Annotated in this window: 15 protein-coding genes, 1 tRNA gene and 1 pseudogene; 9 read left to right on the top strand and 8 right to left on the bottom strand. The window is 34.7% G+C overall.

From position 1 onward, the window contains the following. Positions 1-52 precede the first annotated feature (52 nt). The 4 genes from nusA to JM658_RS00800 form a co-directional block, all read right to left on the bottom strand. Positions 53-1,285, bottom strand: a complete 1,233-nt coding sequence (gene nusA, locus JM658_RS00785) for a transcription termination factor NusA (RefSeq protein ID WP_236957325.1) — start codon at positions 1,283-1,285, stop codon at positions 53-55. A gap of 13 nt (positions 1,286-1,298) precedes the next feature. After that, positions 1,299-1,760, bottom strand: a complete 462-nt coding sequence (rimP, locus tag JM658_RS00790; protein ID WP_236957326.1) for a ribosome assembly cofactor RimP — start codon at positions 1,758-1,760, stop codon at positions 1,299-1,301. 336 nt (positions 1,761-2,096) lie between these two features. Beyond that, positions 2,097-2,465 carry a helix-turn-helix domain-containing protein gene (locus JM658_RS00795; protein WP_236957327.1) on the bottom strand — a complete coding sequence of 123 codons (369 nt, stop codon included), beginning with the start codon at positions 2,463-2,465 and terminating at the stop codon, positions 2,097-2,099. An 11-nt stretch (positions 2,466-2,476) separates the two neighbouring features. Continuing rightward, entirely contained in the window at positions 2,477-2,773 is a 297-nt protein-coding gene (locus JM658_RS00800) for a type II toxin-antitoxin system HigB family toxin (protein ID WP_236957328.1), read from the bottom strand. A gap of 159 nt (positions 2,774-2,932) precedes the next feature. Between JM658_RS00800 and JM658_RS00805 the strand changes: the two genes are divergently transcribed. Continuing rightward, the gene (locus tag JM658_RS00805; RefSeq protein WP_236957329.1) at positions 2,933-5,359 is read left to right on the top strand and encodes an alpha/beta hydrolase family protein; all 2,427 of its coding nucleotides are present in this window, start codon (positions 2,933-2,935) and stop codon (positions 5,357-5,359) included. Positions 5,360-5,408: 49 nt separating this feature from the next. Here the strand turns inward: JM658_RS00805 and JM658_RS00810 are convergent. After that, positions 5,409-5,483, bottom strand: a tRNA-Gln gene (locus tag JM658_RS00810). Positions 5,484-5,673: 190 nt separating this feature from the next. Between JM658_RS00810 and JM658_RS00815 the strand changes: the two genes are divergently transcribed. Next, entirely contained in the window at positions 5,674-9,036 is a 3,363-nt protein-coding gene (locus JM658_RS00815) for a protein O-mannosyl-transferase family (protein WP_236958048.1), read from the top strand. Positions 9,037-9,173: 137 nt separating this feature from the next. Next, positions 9,174-9,809, top strand: a complete 636-nt coding sequence (locus JM658_RS00820) for a polysaccharide deacetylase family protein (protein WP_236957330.1) — start codon at positions 9,174-9,176, stop codon at positions 9,807-9,809. Between the two features lie 60 nt (positions 9,810-9,869). Here the strand turns inward: JM658_RS00820 and JM658_RS00825 are convergent, their stop codons facing one another. From JM658_RS00825 to JM658_RS00835, 3 genes are all read right to left on the bottom strand, one after another. Next, entirely contained in the window at positions 9,870-10,166 is a 297-nt protein-coding gene (locus tag JM658_RS00825) for a thioredoxin family protein (RefSeq protein WP_236957331.1), read from the bottom strand. 106 nt (positions 10,167-10,272) lie between these two features. Beyond that, positions 10,273-11,517: a metallophosphoesterase gene (locus tag JM658_RS00830; protein WP_236957332.1), complete on the bottom strand. Its 1,245-nt coding sequence runs from the start codon at positions 11,515-11,517 to the stop codon at positions 10,273-10,275. A gap of 64 nt (positions 11,518-11,581) precedes the next feature. Continuing rightward, complete coding sequence (locus JM658_RS00835) at positions 11,582-12,304, bottom strand: copper homeostasis protein CutC (RefSeq protein ID WP_236957333.1); 723 nt, start codon at positions 12,302-12,304, stop codon at positions 11,582-11,584. Between the two features lie 62 nt (positions 12,305-12,366). On the opposite strand from JM658_RS00835, the gene JM658_RS00840 reads away from it, so the two are divergent. The 6 genes and pseudogenes from JM658_RS00840 (at position 12,367) to JM658_RS00865 (ending at position 25,157) form a co-directional block, all read left to right on the top strand. Continuing rightward, positions 12,367-13,362, top strand: a complete 996-nt coding sequence (locus tag JM658_RS00840) for an isoaspartyl peptidase/L-asparaginase family protein (RefSeq protein WP_236957334.1) — start codon at positions 12,367-12,369, stop codon at positions 13,360-13,362. Positions 13,363-13,482: 120 nt separating this feature from the next. Further along, entirely contained in the window at positions 13,483-16,311 is a 2,829-nt protein-coding gene (gene polA, locus JM658_RS00845; protein WP_236957335.1) for a DNA polymerase I, read from the top strand. A gap of 425 nt (positions 16,312-16,736) precedes the next feature. Next, positions 16,737-19,871: a SusC/RagA family TonB-linked outer membrane protein gene (locus JM658_RS00850; protein ID WP_236957336.1), complete on the top strand. Its 3,135-nt coding sequence runs from the start codon at positions 16,737-16,739 to the stop codon at positions 19,869-19,871. A gap of 9 nt (positions 19,872-19,880) precedes the next feature. Then, positions 19,881-21,374 (top strand): RagB/SusD family nutrient uptake outer membrane protein, encoded by a 1,494-nt coding sequence (locus JM658_RS00855; protein ID WP_236957337.1) that lies wholly within the window; start codon positions 19,881-19,883, stop codon positions 21,372-21,374. 235 nt (positions 21,375-21,609) lie between these two features. Then, positions 21,610-21,926 (top strand): annotated as a pseudogene (locus JM658_RS00860) (DNA polymerase); the annotation flags it as partial. Positions 21,927-22,028: 102 nt separating this feature from the next. Then, positions 22,029-25,157 carry a SusC/RagA family TonB-linked outer membrane protein gene (locus JM658_RS00865; protein WP_236957338.1) on the top strand — a complete coding sequence of 1,043 codons (3,129 nt, stop codon included), beginning with the start codon at positions 22,029-22,031 and terminating at the stop codon, positions 25,155-25,157. Positions 25,158-25,163 lie beyond the last annotated feature (6 nt).

A 25,163-nucleotide genomic window follows, 5' to 3' on the forward strand; every position in this document is an offset into this window, starting at 1 on the left:
TATTCCTTTCAAAAACCTCGCAGGCATTACCCGAGGTTGTGCACTCTAAAAACTAGTCATCAAACTCTTCCTTAAGAATTCTTACTACTTCTAAAATTGTTTCTTCTTCAAGATCTGTTCTACGAATTAAATCGTTCACATCTTGATCTAGAACACTCTTAGCCGTATCAAGACCAATTTTTCTAAACTCATTAATAACCCATGCTTCAATTTCGTCAGAGAATTCTGTTAACTCAACATCCTCCTCTACACCTTCACGAAGCACGTCAATTTCATAACCGGTTAATTGACCAGCTAAACGTATATTGAAACCACCTTTACCAATTGCTTTAGAAACCTCTTCTGGTTTTAAAAGCACTTCAGCATGCATAGTTTCATCATTCAAAGTTACTAAACTTACTCTAGCTGGACTCAATGCACGGCTAATAAACAACTGTGGGTTGTTAGTAAAATTAATAACATCGATATTTTCATTTCCTAATTCACGAACTATTCCATGAATTCTAGAACCTTTCATCCCAACACAAGCCCCAACAGGATCTATTCTATCATCATAAGAATCTACCGCTACTTTTGCTTTCTCACCAGGAATCCTAACAACTCTCTTAACAGATATCAATCCGTCAAAAACTTCTGGAATCTCTTGCTCAAATAATTTCTCTAAAAATGCAGGTGCAGTTCTAGACATAATTATCATTGGCTTATTACCTTTCAGCTCTACGCCTTCAATAATACCTCTTACATTTTCTCCTTTTCTGAAAAAATCTGAAGGGATTTGCTTATCCTTCGGAAGAAGAATCTCATTACCTTCATCATCTAACAAAATAACAGCTTTATGACGAATATGATGTACTTCCGCAGTATAAATCTCTCCAATAAGATCTTTAAACTGTTTGTATACAGTTGTATTATCGTGTTCGTGTATCTTAGAAATTAAGTTCTGTCTTAACGCAAGAATAGATCTTCTTCCAAGATCGATCAACTTCACCTCTTCAGACACATCCTCTCCTACCTCAAAATCTGGCTCAATTTTTCTAGCCTCTGTAAGTGAAATTTCTTGATTATCATCTTCCACCTCATCATCTGCAACAACGATTCGGTTTCTCCATATCTCTAAATCTCCTTTATCAGGGTTTATAATGATATCAAAATTATCATCAGATCCAAACTTTTTCTTTAGCGCATTTCTGAATACATCTTCCAAAATGGCCATTAACGTTACACGATCTATGAGTTTGTCGTCCTTAAACTCAGAAAATGATTCGATCAATGCAAGATTCTCCATGTCAATTTCTTAATTAAAATGTTATCATCACTTTAGCTTCTTTAATATCCGCAAAAGGAATCTCTTTTTCGTACTTTACGGTTACCTTACCCTTACCTACCGGCTTAGGTTCACGAGCTTTCCAACTTAAATGGATCCCGTTATCTGTAACAGCCGTAAGTTCACCTTCAATTTTCTCTTCAGCAGTTTTCACCTGAAGCTTTCTTCCTACACTTTTTTTATACTGCCTGTTGTGTACTACAGGTTCTGTTGCTCCCGGAGAAGCTACTTCTAGAGCGAAATCATGTTCATCTCTATCAATATTATGCTCAACATGTCTACTTACAGTCATACAATCTTTCAAAGTAACCCCATTGTCACCATCAATAACTATCTTGATTTTGTTATCTGGAGTCATAGAGAAATCGATCAAAAAAATCGACTCATTCTCTGCTAATACTTCATTCAAAAGCGCTGTTACTCTTTCCTTCAACATGTAATATTTGTATAAAAAGAGGGGACTTTTTGTCCCCTCTGAAATAGATTATTCATTTTCAACGGTGCAAATATACAATTTTTTTTAAACCTAAAAACACCTTGATACATCTTTATATTACATATCTTTCTATAAATGAATTTATTCCTACCCAAAAAAGATAAGCTCCACAGAAAATAATTCTGATTCTGAAGCAATAAAACACCTTAATATTTCGTCTAAATAAATTACAACCTCCCACAAAAGGGATGTGTAGTATATACAATTTTACTAATATTTCATAATAATTTAAAGAACAAAACAAGATAAAACCGCTGCTATTATTAAAATCAGCTATTATCTTTTGAGATGATAATTACTAACTAAAACAGAAGCAGATATATGTAGTGTTCGCTCCAACTCTCTTATCATTTCGACAGTTAATTTCTTTCTTCGATTTAAAATTTCAGAAACACGACTCTTACCTCCAATTACTCCTACCAAATCCTTCTGACGCATATTTAATTCTTCCATTCTAATTTTTATCGCCTCAATTGGATCGGGTGCTTCAATAGGATAATGCTCATTTTCATAGTTTTCGATAAGCAAAGAAAGTATTTCCGCCTCATCTCCCTCTTCACTATCAATTGAGGCATCAAAAATCACCTCTAAACGACTAAGTGCATCTCGGTAATCTTTGTCAGATTTAATTGGTCTTAACTTCATAACAGTTTTTCTTAAATTGTATCAGCATCAATTTTATCATATTCAGCATGCGTACCTACAAAACGTATAAATGCCCATTGTTTTTCATAATTAAATTTAACAATCAATCGATAAGAATTACCTTTAATATTAAAAACAACTCGGCCATTTTTCAAAATACTTGCATTAATATAAGTCTGCTTAACATCACTTGGAGAAAACCATTTTGCACTTTTAGCAGTGTCATACCAAGTCTTTAAATATTGTTCGGAATCAGCATGACTTTTCCAATATTCTCGAAGCGTACTTTTTGCAATCATTCGTTTCATTTATCCGACTCTAAACCAAAGATACAACAAGTTCTCTAATAACGAACTAAATAACTTCTAATAAATCACTCTTCAAAACAAACACACAACACCTAAATCAATTTGTTTTAATAAAACCTAAACTGTACTTTTAAAAACAGATAATCTAAATATAATTTAATGAAAAAAATACTATTCTTACTTGCCTTAGCTGCAAATATTTGCACCGCACAAGAAAAGTTATCCTACCAAAAGCCATCAAGCGAAATTCTAGAACTCGCAGATGTACAATTAGCTCCATCAGTAAAAATAGCAAGCAATCAAGAATACATGATTATGCTATACAGAGATCGTTACAAAAGCATCAACGAGCTTTCTGAATCGGAATTACGTCTTGCAGGACTCCGAATAAACCCTAAAACGAATATCGGCAGCAGAACTACTTACTACAACAATATCACAATAAAAAACCCTAAAGAGAAAGAAGCTTCTGAAGTTAAAAACTTACCTAAGGAGTTGCGCCTTTCTAACTACAAATGGTCTCCAGACGAATCTAAAATTGCCTTTACAAACACCGTAGAAAACGGAGTAGAGCTATGGGTAATTGACTTAAAAAGTAAGTCTGCAAAAAAACTTACGGATGCAAATGTTAATGCAAACCTTGGAGATGTTATAAATTGGTACAAAGACAGCAACTCTCTTCTTGTAAAAATGATTCCTAATGAAAGAAAAGAACTTATAAATCAGAATGAAAGCGTCCCTACTGGACCTACAATTTCCACAAACAACGGGAAAAAGGCACAAAACAGAACATACCAAGATCTTTTAAGTAATCCTAATGACGAATTTAATTTCGAACAATTAGCGGTTTCCGAAATCTACAAAATCTCTCTCGACGGAAGCAAAACTAAATGGAAAGATAGCGATATGTACAGAAATATTAGCTTTTCTCCTGACGGAAACTATGTAATGACCACAACTATAAAAAGACCATTTTCATACCTAGCTCCCTATTATAGATTCCCATCTGTAACAACTATTTACAAGAAAGACGGAACACTCGTAAACGAAGTCCTTAACGCACCTCTTAACGAAGATTTACCAAAAGGATTTATGGCTACTGAAGAAGGTAGAAGAGACATTTCATGGAGGAAAGATAAAGCTGCAACGCTCGTTTATGTTGAAGCGTTAGACGGTGGAGATCCTGAAAATGATGTAGAATATAGAGACGAAGTTTTTACACTAGAAGCGCCATTCAACGGAAATGGAACGAGCATATTAAAAACAAAAAATAGATTCAGTGGAATTATTTGGGGAAATGAAACAACAGCTATCGCCTATGATAGATGGTGGAACAACAGAAACACTAAAATATACCTTTTTAACCCTGAAAACACTTCAAAAGCACCAAAAATAATTTCAGATAGAAATTACCAAGACGTTTATAGCGATCCAGGTTCTTTTGTAACACATGAAAATAAATACCACGAAAACATACTTTATTTAGATAATAAAGAAAATACTTTCCTTATTGGAGATGGTTTTTCTGAAGAAGGACAACATCCATTTGTAGATAAGCTAAACTTAAACACACTAAAAAAGGAAACCCTTTACAAATCTAACTTAAAAGATAAAAAGGAAGACTTATTGGAGTATGATCCAGAGACAGATCAATTACTTACGAGAATTGAATCTCCAAGCGAATACCCAAATTACTATTACAAAAACATTAAATTAAGAAAAGCTGCACAACAACTAACATTCTTTAAAAATCCGTTTGATAAAATTAAAGACATTCACAAAGAGGTTATTACTTACAAAAGAGATGATGGATTAGAACTCTCTGGGACACTTTACCTCCCTGTAGGCTACGACATGAATAAAAAGGAGAAAATGCCAATGATTTTATGGGCATACCCAAGAGAATACAAAGACAAAAACAGCGCTTCTCAAAACACTCAGAATCCAAATGAATTTACATACCTATCCTATTCATCTCCTATTTTCTGGGTATCTAAAGGTTATGTAGTTTTAGATGATGCTGCTTTCCCTATAATTGGAGAGAATAATGAGCAACCAAACGATACTTTTAGAAAACAACTCGTTGCAAATGCAAAAGCAGCTATAGACGCAGTTGATAACTTAGGATATATCGACAGAGACCGTGTTGCTGTAGGCGGACATAGCTACGGTGCTTTCATGGTAGCCAACTTGCTATCACACTCAGATTTATTTGCAGCTGGAATTGCAAGAAGCGGTGCTTACAACAGAACACTTACTCCTTTCGGATTCCAAAGCGAAGAACGTAACTATTGGGAGGCTCCAGAAATTTATTACAACATGTCTCCATTTATGCATGCTGAAAAGATGAACAATCCTCTTTTACTAATCCACGGGGAGGCAGACAACAACTCAGGAACTTACCCAATGCAAAGCGAGCGCTATTTTAATGCATTAAAAGGATTAGGAGCCACAGTAAGACTTGTAATGTTGCCAAAAGAAAGTCATGGATATAGAGCTAAAGAAAGTATTTTACATGTTATTTGGGAGCAAGACCAATGGCTAGAGACGTATGTGAAAAACAAAAAGACAGAAAAAAGCAACTAGCAGAAAGTATATAAAAAACAAAAATCCCGATTTTCATCGGGATTTTTTTTGGTTGGCCTACTAGGACTCGAACCTAGAACGACTGGACCAAAACCAGCTGTGTTGCCAATTACACCATAGGCCAATCAATCTTGCTTCACTTGACACGTGGTCTTTAAAAGCAGGTGCAAATTTAATACAAACTTTGATATGCACAAACATTTTTTTAAATTATTTTTAAATCATTTAAAACTCTCTTGTTAACATTTATCAAAAGTGGGGTACATTCGCTTATAATTTATTAAATTCGCCTGCTATATATGAAAAACAGTTACATGTCTGCAAATCAATTTAAAAAATGGGATACAATCCTTGGATGGATCGTATTTTTGATCGCATTAATTACCTACCATTTAACGGTTGAGCCCACCTCAAGTTTTTGGGATGCTGGGGAATACATTGCCACATCTGCAAAATTACAAGTAGGACACCCACCGGGAGCTCCTTTCTTTCAGATGATGGGTGCATTCTTTGCTATGTTCGCTCCAGATGCAGAAGCAGTAGCTGTAACCGTAAATCATATGTCGGTTTTTTCGAGTGCTTTTGCCATTCTATTTATGTTTTGGTCAATAACTAATATCACTAGAAAATTAGCCTTAAAATCAGGAGAACTTACTACTGCAAACTATATTGCTATCTTAGGAAGCGGTGTAGTTGGCGCATTAGCATTTACATTTTCAGATAGTTTTTGGTTCAATGCTGTAGAAGCTGAAGTATATGCAATGGCCATGCTTCTTACCTCTTTAATGGTTTGGCTTGGACTTAGATGGGCAGACGAAATGAACACTCCACGAGGAAATCGCTGGTTGATTCTAATCTCTTTGGTAGTAGGACTTTCTTTTGGAGTTCACTTTATGGCATTACTTACCATTCCTTCCCTAGGAATGATTTATTACTTCAAAAACTACAAAGACTATAACGCAAAATCTTTCATAATAGCCAACATTGTTTCGATAGCAATTTTACTTTTCCTATTTAAATTACTCCTTCCAAACGTTCTTAAAGTGTTTGGATATTTAGAAGTTTTCTTTGTAAACAGCATCGGACTTCCTTTTAATTCAGGAACAATTATCGCGGGGATTATTATTATTGCAATATTCTACTTCGCTTTAAACTATACGAGGAAGAAAAATTACAAACTCATAAACACGATCGTTTTAAGTGTTATGTTCATACTGATTGGATTTTCCACTTGGATGATGATTCCTATCCGTGCGAATGCTGGAACGGTAATTAATGAGAATAGCCCAACAGATGCACGTCAATTATTAGCCTATTATAATCTAGAGCAGTATCCAGAAACACATTTGTTTTACGGACCTATGTATTCTGATGCTTTTGCTGGTCAAGATCCAGACAATCCATATAAAGACGACAAGCCTAAGTACGAAAGAAAAGGTGGTAAATATGTTATTGTAAACAAATACAAGAATTCTAGAGTAGCTCCAAATAGTAGTCAAGAAGGATTCTTACCAAGAATGTGGAGTAGCGAACATGCTGCTAACTACATGAAAATTACGGGCCCATTAGACATAAAAGTAAAACCAGAATATCGTAGTGAAAAGCAACTCACCGATGCGGTTAGTCAGTTTAAAAGAGATCTTGAAAATGGTACTATTGATGAAGATGAATACATAAATTTCATCAAACAATTTAATGAATATCTCACCATAGAGAAACCTTCATTCATGCAAAATATGCGATACTTATTTGAGTTTCAAATGGGATATATGTATTGGAGATATTTTATGTGGAATTTTGTTGGACGCCAAGATGATATCCAAGGAAGGTTAGACAACCATGGAAATTGGCTAAGTGGAATTAAGTTCGTTGACGAATGGCGATTAGGATCTCAAGACAACTTACCTTCAGATGTACTAAACAATAAAGCTAGGAACACCTATTTCTTCCTTCCATTAATTTTAGGACTGATAGGATTTCTATTTATATTAAAATCCAGTAAACAACAATTCTGGATACTCTTTACGCTCTTCCTGTTTATGGGAATTGCATTAAAAATATACCTAAATGAGCGCCCATTTGAGCCTAGAGAACGTGATTATGCCTTAGTCGGCTCTTTCTTTGTCTTCTCTATGTGGATTGGAATGGGAGTTTATGCGCTTTTTGATGAATTTAAAAAATACCTAACACCAAAAATATTAGCTCCGATTGTTACAGTAGTTTGCTTATTGGCAGTTCCTACAGTAATGGCTTATCAAAATTGGGATGATCACGATAGATCAGACAGATATACAGCACAATCTATGGCGAAATCGTATCTAAATTCTATCGAAGAAGATGCTGGTGCCATGCTATTTACTATTGGAGATAACGATACTTTCTCATTATGGTATGCACAAGAGATTGAAGAATACCGTACCGATGTAAGAACCATAAACACAAGTTTATTTGCTACGGATTGGTATATCGATCAGATGAAACGTGCTGCATACGAGAGTGCACCAATTCCTTCACAGCTTACTCACGACAAGTATGCCTTTGGAGTTAGAGATGCCGTTTACTACCAACAGCTTACAGACGAACGCTGGGATATCAAGAAATTTATGGATTGGATTGCGAATGATGATAACACAATTCGAAACCTCATTAAGAAAAGAGGAGGCGATACAAGTCAGTATCCAGAAAGCTATTTAAACCTTCCTTTCTATCCTACCAATAAAATCCGTGTTCCTGTAAATAAGAAAAACGCTTTAGCTACAGGACTAGTAAAAGAAAAAGATGCTGCTGAAATTGTAGATTATATAGACATCGATTTACCAAAAAGCGCCTTGCCAAAAAACCGACTATTGATGCTAGATTTATTAGCAAATAACGATTGGGAACGTCCAATATATTTCACTGGTGGTAGTTTTGATCCTGCGGAATATCTATGGATGAAAGATTACCTTCAATTAGATGGATTGGTTTATAAGTTAGTGCCTATAAAAACACCTATCGATAAGAACAATCCATACGAAATGGGTAGAATTGATGAAGATCTTATGTATGATATCGTTATGGATTGGGATTGGGGTAACTCCGACTCACCAGATATTTATCACGACCCTGAAACTCGTAAAAACAGTATTTCTTATCGTGGTAATTTAGCGAGGCTTACAGAAAAACTTATCAATACTGATAAAAAAGAGAAAGCTAAAGATGTTTTAGATTTAGCTATGGATAAAATGCCATTTGGATACTTTGGATACTATGTATTTTTAGAACCTTATGTACAAGGTTATTACAAAGTAGGCGAAACAGAAAAAGCAAGAGAACTATATTTAAATGTAGCTAAGAAATACCAAGAGAGCTTAAATTACTACAGCAACCTTCCTATAGATGATCAATATGATTATGCTTCAGACATTGTTAGCGACATAGAGCGCTACAGAAGCCTTCTAGACATCGTTGTAAGTAATGATAGCAAAGAGTTTGGATTGCCAGAAACTACTAAATTCAACGAATATTTAGAGCGTTTTAATCATTTCTATAGAAGACCTCCTGGAAGTGCGGAGCCTACTCCTACTCCTAATGAAGAACCTATAACTGATGGAAATGCAATGCCTCAAAATATAGATTCTACTATTCTGGAAGATAATACTCCTATTAATGGAGGTATAATTCCAGAGAGTGAATAGTAACAAAATTCTTATCCTTAGAAATTAAAACTCTTTGGATAGTATAAAACAAATGCTACCTTTTTATACGAAGTCGAGAAAATTAAGATTTTAAATTTCTCGACTTCGTAAAAGTGGCGACAAAATTCTGCTACTACGTGAAGCCCTATTTAATAAAAACACCTCGTGCCGTAAAGCTCATCTTCAAGAAACTTACTTGGGATATTAAAACGGAGAAAAAAGAGGTTTTTTTAACTTTTGATGACGGCCCAACTCCAGATGTTACCGCTTTTGTTCTGGAACAACTACAAAAGTATAATGCCAAGGCTACGTTCTTCTGTATCGGTAAAAACGCCTCACTATATCCAGAAATTTTAAAAGCTATTTTAGCTGAAGGACATTCTATTGGAAATCACACCAATAATCATTACAACGCAAGTAAGCACAAGTTAGCAGCTTACCTAGAGAATGTAACCCTAGCTAAAAACACAATTGAAGAACACATAAATTTCTCTACAAAACTCTTTAGACCTCCTTACGGAAGGATTTCTTCAAAAGCATCTAAAGCTATCAGAAGAAAAGGGTATACTATAATAATGTGGGATGTGCTAAGCGCCGATTTCGACACTTCTATTTCAGTAGAAAAATGTATTAATAATGTTATTAAAAACGTAACATCAGGGAGTATTGTAGTATTTCATGATAGTAAGAAATCCTATCCTATATTAAAAAAAGCACTTCCTGTCATATTAGAAAAACTCCAAACAGAAGGCTACTCTTTTAGCGCTATTTAGCCAATAAAAATCGAGAGAATAGGCTTAATTGCTAACCTATTTATACAACTAAAAAGGCAACTATATATAATCTTGCAACAAAGCTATTAGCGAATTTGCGTCTTGCTCTCCACTTTTACGCCATACCATTTCGCCAGCTTTATAAATCATTAACGTAGGCAAACCTTTAACCCTTAAAGCCTCTGCCAACTCCTGGTTTTTATCAATATCGATTTTTATAACTCTAGCTTTATCTCCCAATGCTGCTGCCACATCTCGAAGAACAGGATGCATCGCTGTAGAAGATTCATTCCAATCCGTATAAAAGTCTAATAAAACAGGTATGTTACCATGAATTAACTCACCAAATTTTGACATATATATCCAATTTTAACATCTTGATAAATCAAATGTAATAAAAAAACCGTTAAAATGCTCTAAACAAGGCTTTTTAGCTACTTTCAACCTATAAAAGGACAAAAACTTAAGAAACTACTCCTTTAGATTTTTTCTTTAACTCTATTACCGTTACTTCTGGCCAGATACCTACTCTACCAGGATATCCTATAAAACCAAGACCTCTATTTACATTAATAAACTGGCCTGCTTTTTCATAAACTCCAGCCCAATATTTATATCTATATTTTGCAGGACTCCATTTAAGCCACCCTGGAATTTCAACTCCAAATTGCATTCCATGCGTGTGTCCGCTTAAAGTTAAATGGTAATGATAAGGGTGGTCTATAACTTGATATTGCCAATGAGAGGGATCATGACTCATCAATATTTTAAAATCATTGCTATCGATATTCTGAATTGCCTTCTCTAAATCTCCAGCCTTTTTAAAACCACCTTCTCCCCAATTTTCAACTCCTACAAGCGCTAATCGTTCGCCGTCTTTTTCTAAAAATCGGCTGTCATTCAATATCAAATCAAATCCCATATCTTTTTGAATCTGCTTCAATTCATCAAGGTTAGCTTTTTTTGCTTCTTCTGAAGGCCACTCTGCATAATCACCATAATCGTGATTCCCTAGAACGGAATACTTCCCATCTTTAGCACTTAATTTGGAAAATGTATCTTTCCAAGGATGCATTTCTGCAGCCACATTATTTACAAGATCTCCAGTGAATAATAAAATATCTGAACCTTGCTCATTAATAAGATCTACAACATATTCTATCTTCTCCTTATTATCGAAACTACCACTGTGAATATCTGAAATCTGAGTTATTTTATATCCATCAAAAGCATCTGGAAGATCGTCAAATTCTAACGTATGTTTTATCACTTGGAAGTCGTACTTCCCTTTGTACATACCATATAATAATGATAAAAATGGTACGGCAGCAACACCAAGCGCAACCTGACTCATAAATCTTCTACGTGAAGGAAATCCTTCAGCAGAAACCGTATCCGACTGAAATAATTTTCCGAATATCCATCCGAAAAAGCGAACGATATCTTCTATCAACATAAAAATACCTGTACAAAAACCTAACGCCATAAAAGCCAAAAAGAGACCTACAGAAACTCCCATAGCATGACTCATTCCTTGAGAACGATCAAAATGATTAAACTGCACATATACATTAACCAAAACTGCAACAAAAACAAGGGCATAACCTATTTGCAGATATGGATTTTTAACAAGAGTTCTAAAGGCTTGAAAGCCATAAAAGGCTCCGATGAGATAAACTATTCCTAATACTATAAAAAAACGCGACATATATTTCTTTCTCTATTTAAAGCAAAATTATCTTATATACAGCCAAATAGAACGCTTTTAGAGTTTATTTAACGTTATCTACCATTTGCTGAACTATAGATGAGTCGGATTTTCTGACAAAACTTTCATCAAAAGCATTCCCATTAAAAGAGATTGGAGCAGCTACAAATACATTTTTATAAAGTTTACTTGCTGAAAAATGAATCTCCGAAAAGCCTTCCTTTTTAAAAGCTTTTACATTGTCGATATTTACCCCACTGCCTGGCATAATTTTAATTTTGTCTTTATATTCCTGCTGAAGTTTTACCAGCAATGGAAGACCATCAGCAGCCTTATTTGCTTGCCCACTGGTTAAGATTCGATCACAACCCATTTCTATTATCTGCTGTATTGCTTCCTCCGGATTCGGAATCCAATCGAAAGCCCGATGGAAAGTAAATGATAATGGTTTTGCTAACTCCACCAACTCTTGAGTTCTTTTAAAATCTAACGTATTATCATTATTTAATACTCCAGAAACAATTCCGCTACAACCTATCTTTTTACAAAGTAGAATATCCTCTTTCATCACCTCAAATTCTTCATCAGAATACGTAAAATTCCCACTTCTTGGTCTAATAAGTACAAATACAGGAATTTCAAGTTGAGCTACAACCCCTTTTAAAACACCGTAAGAAGGAGTAATTCCACCTACTTCCAATTCTCCACAAAGCTCAATTCTACTAGCCCCTCCTTTTTCAGCATTCAACGCAGATTCAACAGAGTTTGCACAAATTTCTATAATCATATTTCTTATATTTAACCCGAAATTATCATTAACACCCTTGTAAAAATAAACAAGATATAGCCATGCAAAGAAGAAATTTTCTAAAAAAGACAGGATTAGGAGCCACAGGAATTCTATCGATTCCATTTTTAGCCTCTTGGACAGAGGAAGATATTAAAGTGAATCCTAAAACGATAGCTACACCAATGACTCCAATTGCAATCTGCACCTGGAATTTTGAAAATGCTACCGCAAAAGCATGGGAAGTTTTAAGTAATGGAGGAACTGCTTTGGATGCTGTAGAGCAAGGGGTAATGATTGAAGAAGCTGATGAAACCAATCAAACTGTTGGAAAAGGAGGACGCCCAGATAGAGATGGAAACGTAACTCTTGATGCGTGTATTATGGATAAAGATGGAAACTGCGGTTCTGTTGTGTATTTACAAAATATAACACATGCTGTTTCTGTTGCCAGAAAAGTAATGGAAGATACTCCACATGTAATTTTAGCAGGAAAAGGAGCTGAGCAATTTGCGTATGAAAAAGGCTTTAAGAAAGAGAATATCTTAACAGAAAAATCAAAAAGAGATTGGTTAAAATGGAAAGAGAAATCTCAATATGAAACTATTATAAACATAGAGAATCACGACACGATAGGAATGCTAACCATCGATAAAAATGGTGATATTGCTGGCGCTTGTACTACAAGTGGAATGGCTTATAAAGTTGGCGGAAGAGTTGGAGATTCTCCTATTGTTGGAGCTGGACTTTTTATAGATAATGAAGTTGGTGGCGCTACGGCAACTGGTGTCGGGGAAGAGGTTGTAAGAACTGTTGGTTCTTTTCTAATTGTTGAATTAATGAGACAAGGAAAATCACCTCAAGAAGCATGTGAAGAAGCTGTAAAAAGAATCATCGCTAAAAATAAAGATCATGATTCTTTCCAAGTAGGCTTTTTAGCTATCAATAAAAAAGGAGAAACTGGAGCATATTGTATTCATCCAGGGTTTAGTTTCAGAAAATATACCGAAGAAGGGCATACCAATAATCCTGCTGGATCATACGTAAAAGGAGAATAAAGAATACATCAAAAAAAGTAAAAAATCAATTTAAAGAAATAGAGTTAAAAGAAACGGACAAGCACCTTCTCTTCTTAAATCTTTATAACTTTACACATTATATAATTTATCATAGAAAACATGGCAGACCAAAAAAGGTTATTTCTTTTAGACGCATACGCATTAATTTTTAGAGGCTATTATGCATTTATAAAAAACCCAAGAATTAACTCTAAAGGAATGGACACCTCTGCGGTTCTAGGATTTATGAATTCTCTTTTAGATGTTATAAAAAGAGAGCAGCCAGATCATTTGGCGGTAGCGTTTGATAAAGGAGGAAGCAAGGATCGTGTGGAAATGTTCGAAGAATATAAAGCCAATCGTGATGAAACTCCAGAAGCCATCCGCATTGCTGTACCTATTATTCAAGACATCTTAAAGGCAATGCATATTCCGTGCATTGTAAAAGACGGTTTTGAAGCTGATGATATTATTGGAACACTAGCCAAACAAGCAGAAAAGGAGAACTATAAAGTGTATATGGTTACTCCAGATAAAGATTTTGCTCAATTGGTTTCTGAGAACATATTTATGTATCGCCCAGCAAGAATGGGGAACGGTATAGAAATATTAGGAATTCCTGAAGTACAAAAAAAATTCGAAGTAGAAACTCCTGAGCAGGTAATAGATTTCTTAGGAATGATGGGAGATGCTGCGGATAATATTCCTGGACTTCCGGGAGTTGGAGAAAAAACAGCTAAGAAATTTTTAAAAGAATTTGGAAGCATGGAAAACCTTTTAGCAAACACCGATAAGCTAAAAGGGAAAATGAAAGAGAAAGTAGAAGCAAATAGAGAGCTGGGATTACTATCTAAAGAACTCGCTCGAATTATGCTCGATGTTCCTGTTCAGTTTCATGAAGACGACTACAAACTCGACACTCCAGATATCGATAAAGTACAAGAAATTTTCCAAGAGTTAGAATTTAGAAGACTAGCAGATAGTATTTCTAAAATCTTCGGAAAAGAAGTTGCTATAGAAGAATCTAAAAACGCAGACAATAAAGCTAAAGTCAACGATGGCTTAGAAGTTCAATATGACCTTTTTGGAAGTAATGAAAAAGCAGACAACTCAACTACTGGGCATGTTACTGGCTATAAAACGATAACAGATGTACCGCATTTTTATCAGCATGCTAATACTGCTCTTGCTAGAAAATTATTAATCAAAAACTTACTTCAGCAAAAAAGCGTTTGTTTTGACACCGAAACTACAAGCTTAAAATCTTTGGAAGCTGAATTAGTAGGTTGCGCATTTTCATGGAAACCAGGAACAGGATTTTATGTTTCTTTTCCAGAAAATCAAGAAGAGTCAAAAGCCATTTTAGAAGAATTCCGTCCATTTTTTGAAAATAAAGAAATTGAAAAAATTGGTCAGAATTTAAAGTACGACATAAAAGTGCTCTCCAATTATAACATGCCTGTTGAAGGCCCTATTTTTGACACTATGATTGCGCATTATCTTATAAACCCAGATATGCGTCATAATATGGATATTTTAGCAGAGACTTATTTAAACTATAGTCCTGTTTCTATTGAAACTCTAATTGGAAAAAAAGGTAAAAACCAACGTTCCATGAGAAGCGTTGCTTTAGAAGAACAAACAGAGTATGCTGTTGAAGATGCTGATATTACCCTTCAGCTAAAAAACATTTTTGAAAAAGAACTACCAAATCTAAATGCTAAAAAGCTATTCGATGAAATTGAAGCGCCACTTGTAAAAGTATTAGCAGAAATGGAAATAGAAGGTATTAATTTAGATGAAGAGTTTTTATTCTCTCTTACAAAAGATCTGAATAGTGATATTCTAAGATTAGAAGGTGCTATTTTCGAACAAGCAGGAGAAGAGTTCAATCTAGCATCTCCAAAACAACTTGGCCTTATTTTATTTGATAAATTAAAGTTGGTAGACAAACCTAAAAAAACTAAAACTGGACAATATTCTACTGCAGAGGATGTGCTTTCTTATCTAGCAAAAGATCATCAAATTATAAACGATATTTTAGAGTGGCGACAATTAAATAAATTAAAAAGCACCTATGTAGATGCGCTGCCAAATGAGATCAATTCCAAAACGAAGCGTATTCATACTGTTTACAGTCAGGCAGTAGCCGCAACAGGAAGACTAAGCTCTAACAACCCTAATCTTCAAAATATCCCGATAAGAACTGAAAGAGGTCGCCAAGTAAGAAAGGCGTTTGTTCCAAGAGATAAAAACTACACATTGCTAGCAGCCGATTATTCGCAAATAGAACTTCGTATTATTGCTGCTCTAAGTGAAGAAGATACAATGATAAAGGCTTTTCAAGATGGCGTGGATATCCACACCTCTACCGCCGCAAAAGTATTTAATGTTCCTCTCGAAGAAGTAACCCGTGAGCAACGTAGTAATGCTAAAACGGTAAACTTTGGTATAATATATGGTGTTTCCGCTTTTGGTTTAAGTAATCAAACTACATTAAGTAGAAGTGAAGCCAAAGAATTAATAGACACCTACTATGAAACATACCCAAAACTAAAGGCATATATGAGCAAACAAGTTCATTTTGCACAAGACAATGGCTATGTGGAAACTGTTCTTGGTAGAAGGAGGTATTTAAAAGATATTAATTCTAGAAATCAAGTGGTTCGTGGGGCTGCAGAGAGAAATGCTGTAAACGCACCTATTCAGGGTAGTGCAGCAGATATCATAAAGATTGCAATGATTAATATCCAGAAAAAGCTTAAGGACGGTAACTTCAAAACAAAAATGCTTCTTCAGGTACATGATGAACTAGTTTTCGATGCTTACAATGAAGAACTCGACACTATAAAAACTATGATTAAGACCGAAATGGAAAGCGCCTACAAGCTAAATGTACCTTTAGATGTTGAAATAGGACTAGGAAAAGACTGGCTTGAAGCGCATTAGAAATTAACAAAATATACTTACAATCTAATACTTAAAAATCTTCAGACAAAGTAGGAGTTGATTAAAATAGTACGCTACCGTATTATAAGATAGACCCGGTGTATGATCGATAAAGTGATTACATTAAAAATTAACTTAAGCAGATCAAAAGCTCCCGAATATACTCGGGAGCTTTTTTTTACAAAAAACATTCTGTAAACTACTTTAGTACTTTACAAACAATAACTAGTTATCATAAAATCAATGGAATTTTAAATCTGAAAAATCAAAAATAAATATTCATTTTAATAACTCTACAAATAGCTATTCTATATGGTATGATAAAAATATAAATGCATAATTTTTCCTACGCATAATTAAAGATTTCATATTGCATTTAACATTAATTTTCGCTTTATTTAACAAAATTTTAAAGCTAATCAAAAATGAATGTAAAATTTAAATGGATTTTAACACTCTTGTGCCTTTTAACGATGCAAATATCGCTAGCACAAGAGAAAACAGTCTCAGGTACTGTTGTTTCAAAAACAGATGGCTTCCCTTTACCAGGAGCAAACATTGTTGTTAAAGGAACCACAAACGGCGTACAAACAGATTTTGATGGAAATTACAGCATCTCCACCAAAGCAGGAGAAACAATCTCTTTTTCTTACATAGGGTACAAAACTACTGATGTAAAAATTGGTAATTCTAACACTATTAACGTCTCATTAGAAGAAGATGCCCAATCATTAGACGAAGTAATAGTTGTTGCCTATGGTACATCAAAGAAAGAAGACTTTACAGGTTCTGCAACACAAATTAATGCAGAGCAACTAGAAAGTAGAGTTATCACAAATGCTGTTAATGCCTTAGATGGTGCTGCCGCTGGTGTTAATGTTTCAGCACCTAGTGGTCAACCAGGAGCTAGCCCTAATATTAGAATTAGAGGAACAGGTTCCTTTAGCGCATCTAACTCTCCTCTATACATAGTAGATGGAGTTCAATTTAACGGAGAACTTTCTAGTATCAACCCTAATGATATCGAAAGTATGACTGTACTTAAAGATGCAGCTTCAACATCTCTTTACGGAAGTAGAGCTGCAAACGGAGTAGTTCTAATTACTACTAAAAAAGGAAAACAAGGAAAGAGCAAAGTTTCTTTGAATGTAAGTCAGGGGCTTACTTCAAGATCTATACCAGAATATGATCGTGTAAATGCTCAACAATATTACCCTTTGCTATGGGAAGCATATAGAAATGGACTTTCCATCTCTGGAAACACTCCTGTAGCGGATGCTAATACTGAAGCTTCTGCTGAAATATACAATGAGTTAGGATACAATCCTTTTAATGTAGCTAATAATCAAATCGTCTTAACTAATGGGCAATTGAATCCAGACGCTCAACTAAAAATTGATCCAAAGGATTTAAATTGGCAAGATCAACTTATTAGAACTGGAGTTAGACAAAACATAGATTTCTCATACCAAGGAGCTAACGAAAACACTGATTATTATGCTTCTATTGGATACTTAAATGAAGAAGGGTACATAGTAAACTCTGATTTCGAAAGAGTTTCTGCTAGAATTAATGTGAACTCAAAATTAAAAAAATGGTTTAAAACAGGAATAAACCTATCTGGAACTAGTTCAATTTCAAACCAAGCTGCAGATGCAAGTAGTACAGGATATGTAAATCCTTTTTACACCACACGTGCTATTGCTCCAATATATCCAGTTCATCAACATGATTTAACTACAGGCGCTTATATCTTAGATGATAATGGAGATAGAATTTACGACATTGGAGACTACCGAGTTGGAGGTGGTGGTAGCGGAAGAAACGTTATACAGGAAACAATGCTTAATGTAGATCAAGATAAAATATTTTCTTTTTCTGGTCGTACCTATGCTGAATTCTATTTTTTACAAGACTTCACCTTCACAGTTAACGCTGCCTTAGATAAAAGATTTTACTATAACGAAGAATTTGACAACCCTATAGTTGGAGATGGAGCACCAGATGGTAGAGCTGGAAGAACTTCCACAATGCGTAGTACCCAAAACTACAATCAATTATTAAGATATGATAGAGATTTTGGAAAACATAGCGTCTCTGCCCTTTTAGGACATGAAAGCTTTGAAACTGAATATAATTATTTAGATGGTTTCAGACAAGAACAAATTGTTGAAGGTAACACAGAACTTATAAACTTTACAACCACTAACAATTTAGAATCTTATACAAGTAGACAAACTACGGAAGGTTATTTCTCAAGATTAAATTATGATTTTGATAATCGTTACTATATCTCTGGATCATTTAGAAGGGACGGTTCTTCTCGTTTTGACCAAGATGCTAGATGGGGTAATTTCTTCTCTGTTGGAGGAGCATGGAGATTGGATCAAGAAGCATTTATAAAAGGAGTAGACTGGATCAATCTGTTAAAATTAAGAGCTTCTTATGGTCAAGTAGGTAATGATGACTTAGGTGGATATTATGTAAGTCAATCGTTATTTGATTTAGGGTACAACAATGGACCTGAAGGTGGGATTTTAGTTAGCTCACCAGGGAACCCTTTCTTAAAATGGGAAACTAATATTCAAACAGACTACGCTTTAGAATTTGGTCTTTTCCAAAACAGAGTAGCAGGTACTGTTGAATATTACCAACGTAAATCTGAAGATTTATTATTTGATGTTCCTCTTCCTGTTTCTTCAGGTTTAGACGATTATCCAGATAACATTGGTAGCTGGACTAATAAAGGTATTGAAATAGAGTTAAATTTTGGAATAGTAAGAAATGAAAATTTCACTTGGGATTTAGGAATCAATGCTTCTACACTTAAAAACGAAATCAATGAGCTTTCTCAGGAAGAAATCATAAATGGATCAAAAAAACTAGTTGTTGGTGGAGATATTTATGATTATTGGTTAAGAGATTGGTATGGAGTAGATCCAGCTGACGGATCGGCATTATATATTGTAGATCCTGAATTAATTGAAGAAAATGACGATGATGTTAGAACTATCGATGGTACACTTGTTACTACTAACCAAAACAAAGCTCTTTATGACTTTGTAGGGTCTGCAACTCCAGATGTATTCGGATCTATAAGAAACAGCTTTACTCTTAAAGGTTTTGAACTTGGATTTATGTTTACATACCAGCTTGGAGGTGAAACTTACGATTCCAATTATGCAAACTTAATGAGTTCTGGAGAATATGGGTCATCATTAAGTACAGACATATTAGATCGTTGGCAACAACCTGGAGACATTACCAATGTTCCTAGACTAGACGCTACTAAAACAGCTGTTTTTGGAGCTGGTTCTAGCAGATGGTTAACAAGCTCAGATTACCTATCTCTAAGACAAGTAAACTTAGGTTATAATTTTGACAGTCATTTACTTGATGCTTTAGGATTAGGAAGTCTTAAAATATATGCTTCTGGTGAGAACTTATTTAAACTTACTGATAGAAGTGGTATGGATGTAGGAGAAAACTTTAGTGGTACTACTAGCAACAGGTTCACACCTGCTAGAGTAATATCATTAGGACTAAACGTAACTTTTTAAATTGTAATCATGAAAAGAATATTAAAAAATAAAATACTAATAGGCTTAGCCATTTTAAACCTTGGCCTTTTTTCCTGTAGTGACGACTTTTTAGACGAAGTCCCTACAGAAAGTGTATCAGATCAATCTGCAACTACAACAACTGGAAATTTATTCTTAGTAATTAACGGAATTCATAGGTCTTTATATATAAGATACGGATCCCAAGGGAGAAGCGGTATTGGATCTCTAATGATTCAAAATGATGTACTAGGAGAGGATTTTGTAATGACATCTAGAGGAAACGGTTGGTTCGTTAGCGCATCAGCATGGAATGACCATACAAATGCTAATGATAGTGATGATCTATTTCCATATAGAACTTATTATAGAATCATTAGAAATGCCAATGTTGTGATTAATGGAGCTGAAAATGCAGAAGGACCAGAAGCAGAAAGAAATGCAGCTCTTGGACAAGCATACTTTTATAGAGCATGGGCACATTTCCAAACAGTACAACTATTTGGAAAAAGATATGACGGCACTACAACTAACTCCCAATTAGGAGTTCCTATTAGACTTACAGCAGACAATGAGCCATTAGCTAGAAATACTGTTGAAGAAGTATATGCACAAGTTCATGAGGACTTGAACCAAGCAATCTCACTATTAGACGGTTATTCAAGAACAAACAAATCCCACTTAGATAAGTCAGTAGCTCTTGGACTTAAAGCAAGAGTTGCTTTAGTTCAACAAGATTATACAACCGCTGCTAATTATGCTAAACAAGCAAGAAGCGGGTACAGTCTTATGTCTAGAGACGATTACTATGCTAATTTTAATGATTATGGTAATGGAGAATGGATGTGGGGAAGTCACATTCAGGAAGATCAAACAGATTATTTTGGAAACTTCGGAGCATATGTTTCTAGAAACTACAGCTCTACTAACATCAGAACAAATCCAAAAGCTATTAATAATCTGCTATACGATAAAATAGCTCCAACAGATATTAGAGCTAAAATATTTGATCCTACAGGGGAGCATGATAGCCTTCCTCCAGGATATGAAATCGGATCTAATTTCAGCAAAGAACCTTATACAAGTCAGAAATTCCTTGCTGTGGGAGCAGGAGACAGTAGAATGGACGTTCCATACATGAGAGCTGCAGAAATGTATCTAATTGAGGCAGAGGCTCTTTCATACTCTAATGAAAGTGAAGCAAAACAAGTTCTTTTTAAGCTAGCTTCAAATAGAGATCCCAATTATACACTTTCTACAAATTCAGGAGATACTCTAAAAGAAGAGATTTACGTACAGCGAAGAGTAGAATTATGGGGTGAAGGGTTTAGATTTTACGATTTAAAACGTTTAAATCAACCTTTAGACAGAACAGGTGCTAATCATGTTGGAAGCGTTATCAATAACGTATATGAGGTGCCTGCTGGAGATAATAGATGGCAATGGCTTATCCCACAGGATGCACTTAATGCTAACCCATTATTAGAACAAAATCCTATATAAAGTAATAACATAGATATCTTTATAAAACCAACAAGCTCGTTATTCTAATAAATAACGAGCTTGTTTTGTATTATAGTAAGTCTCTTAGAGCTATAAATAAATACCTCTCTTTATATTTTTACTCCCTATTTATTAAAGGAGTAATAATATTCAGATTAGACAGAAAAATCAAACTCTTATTGAATTCCCGAATAAATATAGTGATACATCTATTAATGAACATGCAACGCTATTGTATTTAAAAGTTATTAATTCTAGAAATCAAGTGATTGGTGGAGTTGCAGAGAGAAATGTTGTAAACGCAACTATTCAGGGTAGTGCAGCAGATATCATAAAGATTGCAATGATTAATATTCAGAAAAACTTAAGGACGATAACTTCAAAATCAAAAGGCTTCTTCAGGTACATGATGAACTAGTTTTCGATGCTTACAATGAAGAACTCGACACTATAAAAACTATGATTAAGACCGAAATGGAAAGCGCCTACAAGCTAAATGTACCTTTAAATGTTGAAATAGGACTAGGAAAAAACTGGCTTGAAGCGAATTAGAAATTAATCTATGTTAAATAGCATTTAATTTATTTTAAGTAGAAATATTTCTATTTATTGGCTTTTTTTTGTTTTCTTTAACAAAATTAAAAGCTAATTAAAATGGAGTTAAAAATTAAATGGATCTTAACACTCTTGTGCATAGCTGTCACACAATTTGCACTATCCCAAGAGAAAACAATAACAGGTACTGTTGTTTCTGCAGCAGATGGTTTCCCATTACCAGGGGCTAACATTGTTGTTTTAGGTACCACTAACGGGGTTCAAACAGATTTTGATGGAAAATTCAGCCTTAACACTAAAGTAGGGGAAACTATAACCATATCGTATATTGGTTTTAAATCAATCGATGTAAAAATTAGCGGTGCTAATAATATAAACATTTCCCTACAAGAGGATGCTCATTCTTTAGACGAAGTAATTGTTGTTGCTTACGGTACTACTAAAAAAGAGGATTTTACTGGTTCAGCTACACAAATCAATTCCGAACAACTAGAAACTAGAGTTATTACCAATGCTATAAATGCTTTAGATGGAGCATCTGCAGGGGTTAATGTTTCTGCCCCAAGCGGGCAGCCTGGTTCAACTCCTAATATTAGAATTAGAGGTACAGGATCTTTTAACGCTTCTAGCTCACCACTTTATATAGTAGATGGAGTACAATTTACTGGTGAACTTTCTAGCATAAACTCAAATGATATAGAAAGTATGACAGTACTTAAGGACGCTGCATCAACTTCTCTTTACGGGAGTAGAGCAGGGAATGGAGTCGTCTTAATTTCTACGAAAAAAGGAAAACAAGGGAAAAGCAAAGTATCTCTAAATGTTAGTCAAGGTATTACTACTAGATCTATAGAAGAATATGACCGTGTAAATGCTCAACAATATTACCCACTTATGTGGGAGGCTTATAGAAATGGCCTTTCTATCTCAGGCAATACTCCTACTGAAGAAGCAAACATGCAAGCTTCTTCAGAAATTTTCGAAAGGTTAGGATACAATCCTTTCAATGTAGCTAATGATCAAATAGTTTTAACAAATGGACAACTAAACCCAGATGCACAGTTAAAAATTGATCCACAAGATTTAGATTGGCAATCACCCCTTATCAGAACGGGAGCAAGACAAAACGTAGATTTCTCATATCAAGGAGCAAATGAAAATACTGATTATTATGCTTCTCTAGGATATTTAAATGAGGAAGGATATCTAGCTAATTCTGATTACGAAAGGGTATCTGCTAGAATAAACGTAAATTCAAAACTAAAGGAATGGGTAAAAGCGGGTTTAAATTTGTCTGGAGCGAGTTCCATATCAAATCAAGCTGCAGACGGGAATAGTACAGGGTTATCCAACCCATTTTTTGTTACCCGACGCATGAGTCCTATATATCCAGTTCATCTACACGACGTAGATACTGGCAATTATATTTTAGATGATGAAGGGCAAAGAATTTATGATTCGGGTGAATATAGAATCGGAAGTTCTAATGGAAGAAATATTGTTCAAGAAACAGAATTAAATGTTGATAGAGACAAAATATTTTCATTTTCAGGTCGAACTTATGCTGAGTTTTACTTCTTAAAAGACTTTACATTTACACTTAATGCTTCCTTAGACAAAAGGTTTTATCACAACGAAGAATTCGACAATCCAATTGTTGGAGATGGTGCACCAGACGGTAGAGCGGGAAGAACTTCGACAACACGTAGTACTCAAAACTACAACCAATTATTAAGGTATGATAAAGAATTCGGCAAACACTCTATCTCTGCTCTTCTAGGGCATGAAAACTTTGAAACTGAATATAATTATTTGGATGGGACAAGACGAGAAGAAATTATTGAAGGAAACACAGAACTTGTGAATTTCACAAACATAACCGACTTAGAGTCTTATACAAATAGACAAACTACTGAAGGTTATTTCTCGAGAGTTAACTACGATTTTGATAACCGTTATTATATATCTGGATCTTTTAGAAGAGACGGATCTTCTAGATTCCATGAAAACACTTGGGGTAATTTCTATTCTGTTGGTGGAGCATGGAGAATAGACCAAGAGGCTTTTATTAAACAGATAGATTGGATAAACTTATTAAAGTTAAGAGCATCATATGGTGAAGTTGGGAACGATGATTTGGGCGGATATTATGTAAGCCAGGCACTATTTGACTTAGGCTTTAACAATGCTACCGAGGGAGGAATATTGTTAGAGTCTGCAGGAAATCCCAATTTAAAATGGGAAACGAATGTCCAAACTGATTACGCACTTGAATTTGGTTTCCTTCAGAATAGAATAACTGGTACATTAGAGTATTACAGACGTAAATCTCAAGACATTCTTTTTGAAGTTCCACTTCCAATTTCCTCAGGTCTTGATGATTATCCTGCTAATATCGGAAGCTGGACAAATAAGGGAATAGAAATTGAACTTCAACTCGGAATTGTAAGAAATCAAAATTTCAGTTGGGATTTAGGAATTAATGCATCTACACTCGACAATGAAATTAATGAACTACCCCAAGAAGAGATAATTGATGGTTCTAAAAAATTAGTTGTTGGAGGAGATATTTACGATTATTGGTTAAGAGATTGGTATGGTGTAGATCCATCCGATGGTGCAGCATTATATATTGCTGATCCTGAATTGATAGAAGAAAATGATGATGAAATTAGAACTATTGACGGTACTAATGTTACTACAAATCAAAGTAAAGCGTTATATGACTTTGTAGGATCTGCTACTCCTGACTTATTTGGTTCAATCAGAAACAACTTTAGATACCATGGAATAGAGCTTGGCTTTATGTTCACATATCAACTTGGAGGTGAAACTTATGATAGAAATTACTCAGGAATAATGCATTCAGGAACATATGGTACAGCACTGAGTACAGATATATTAAACCGCTGGCAACAACCGGGGGACATTACTGATGTACCTAGATTAGATACAACAAAAACAACTGCTTTTGGAGCAGGGTCAAGCAGATGGTTAACAAGCTCAGACTATCTTGCGCTAAGACAAGTAAGCTTATCTTATAATTTTGATAGCTCTCTTATTGACGCACTTGGTCTCGGCAGCCTTAAAATATATGCATCAGGAGAAAATTTATTTAAAATAACTGATAGAAAAGGTATGGATGTAGGAGAGAACTTTAATGGTACTACTAGCAATAGATTTACACCTGCTAGAGTAATATCATTAGGATTAAACGTAACTTTTTAAATCGTA

It is taken from the genome of Joostella atrarenae, from assembly GCF_021764745.1.
GTDB lineage: Bacteria > Bacteroidota > Bacteroidia > Flavobacteriales > Flavobacteriaceae > Galbibacter > Galbibacter atrarenae.

What these genes read in the sequence shown, in the direction of transcription:
- JM658_RS00800 (WP_236957328.1), bottom strand. Translation starts at nt 2,773, where the DNA reads ATGAAACGAATGATTGCAAAAAGTACGCTTCGAGAATATTGGAAAAGT.
- JM658_RS00835 (WP_236957333.1), bottom strand. Translation starts at nt 12,304, where the DNA reads ATGATTATAGAAATTTGTGCAAACTCTGTTGAATCTGCGTTGAATGCT.
- JM658_RS00815 (WP_236958048.1), top strand. Translation starts at nt 5,674, where the DNA reads ATGTCTGCAAATCAATTTAAAAAATGGGATACAATCCTTGGATGGATC.
- JM658_RS00855 (WP_236957337.1), top strand. Translation starts at nt 19,881, where the DNA reads ATGAAAAGAATATTAAAAAATAAAATACTAATAGGCTTAGCCATTTTA.
- polA (WP_236957335.1), top strand. Translation starts at nt 13,483, where the DNA reads ATGGCAGACCAAAAAAGGTTATTTCTTTTAGACGCATACGCATTAATT.
- rimP (WP_236957326.1), bottom strand. Translation starts at nt 1,760, where the DNA reads ATGTTGAAGGAAAGAGTAACAGCGCTTTTGAATGAAGTATTAGCAGAG.
- JM658_RS00830 (WP_236957332.1), bottom strand. Translation starts at nt 11,517, where the DNA reads ATGTCGCGTTTTTTTATAGTATTAGGAATAGTTTATCTCATCGGAGCC.
- JM658_RS00805 (WP_236957329.1), top strand. Translation starts at nt 2,933, where the DNA reads ATGAAAAAAATACTATTCTTACTTGCCTTAGCTGCAAATATTTGCACC.
- JM658_RS00795 (WP_236957327.1), bottom strand. Translation starts at nt 2,465, where the DNA reads ATGAAGTTAAGACCAATTAAATCTGACAAAGATTACCGAGATGCACTT.
- JM658_RS00850 (WP_236957336.1), top strand. Translation starts at nt 16,737, where the DNA reads ATGAATGTAAAATTTAAATGGATTTTAACACTCTTGTGCCTTTTAACG.
- JM658_RS00825 (WP_236957331.1), bottom strand. Translation starts at nt 10,166, where the DNA reads ATGTCAAAATTTGGTGAGTTAATTCATGGTAACATACCTGTTTTATTA.
- JM658_RS00865 (WP_236957338.1), top strand. Translation starts at nt 22,029, where the DNA reads ATGGAGTTAAAAATTAAATGGATCTTAACACTCTTGTGCATAGCTGTC.
- nusA (WP_236957325.1), bottom strand. Translation starts at nt 1,285, where the DNA reads ATGGAGAATCTTGCATTGATCGAATCATTTTCTGAGTTTAAGGACGAC.
- JM658_RS00840 (WP_236957334.1), top strand. Translation starts at nt 12,367, where the DNA reads ATGCAAAGAAGAAATTTTCTAAAAAAGACAGGATTAGGAGCCACAGGA.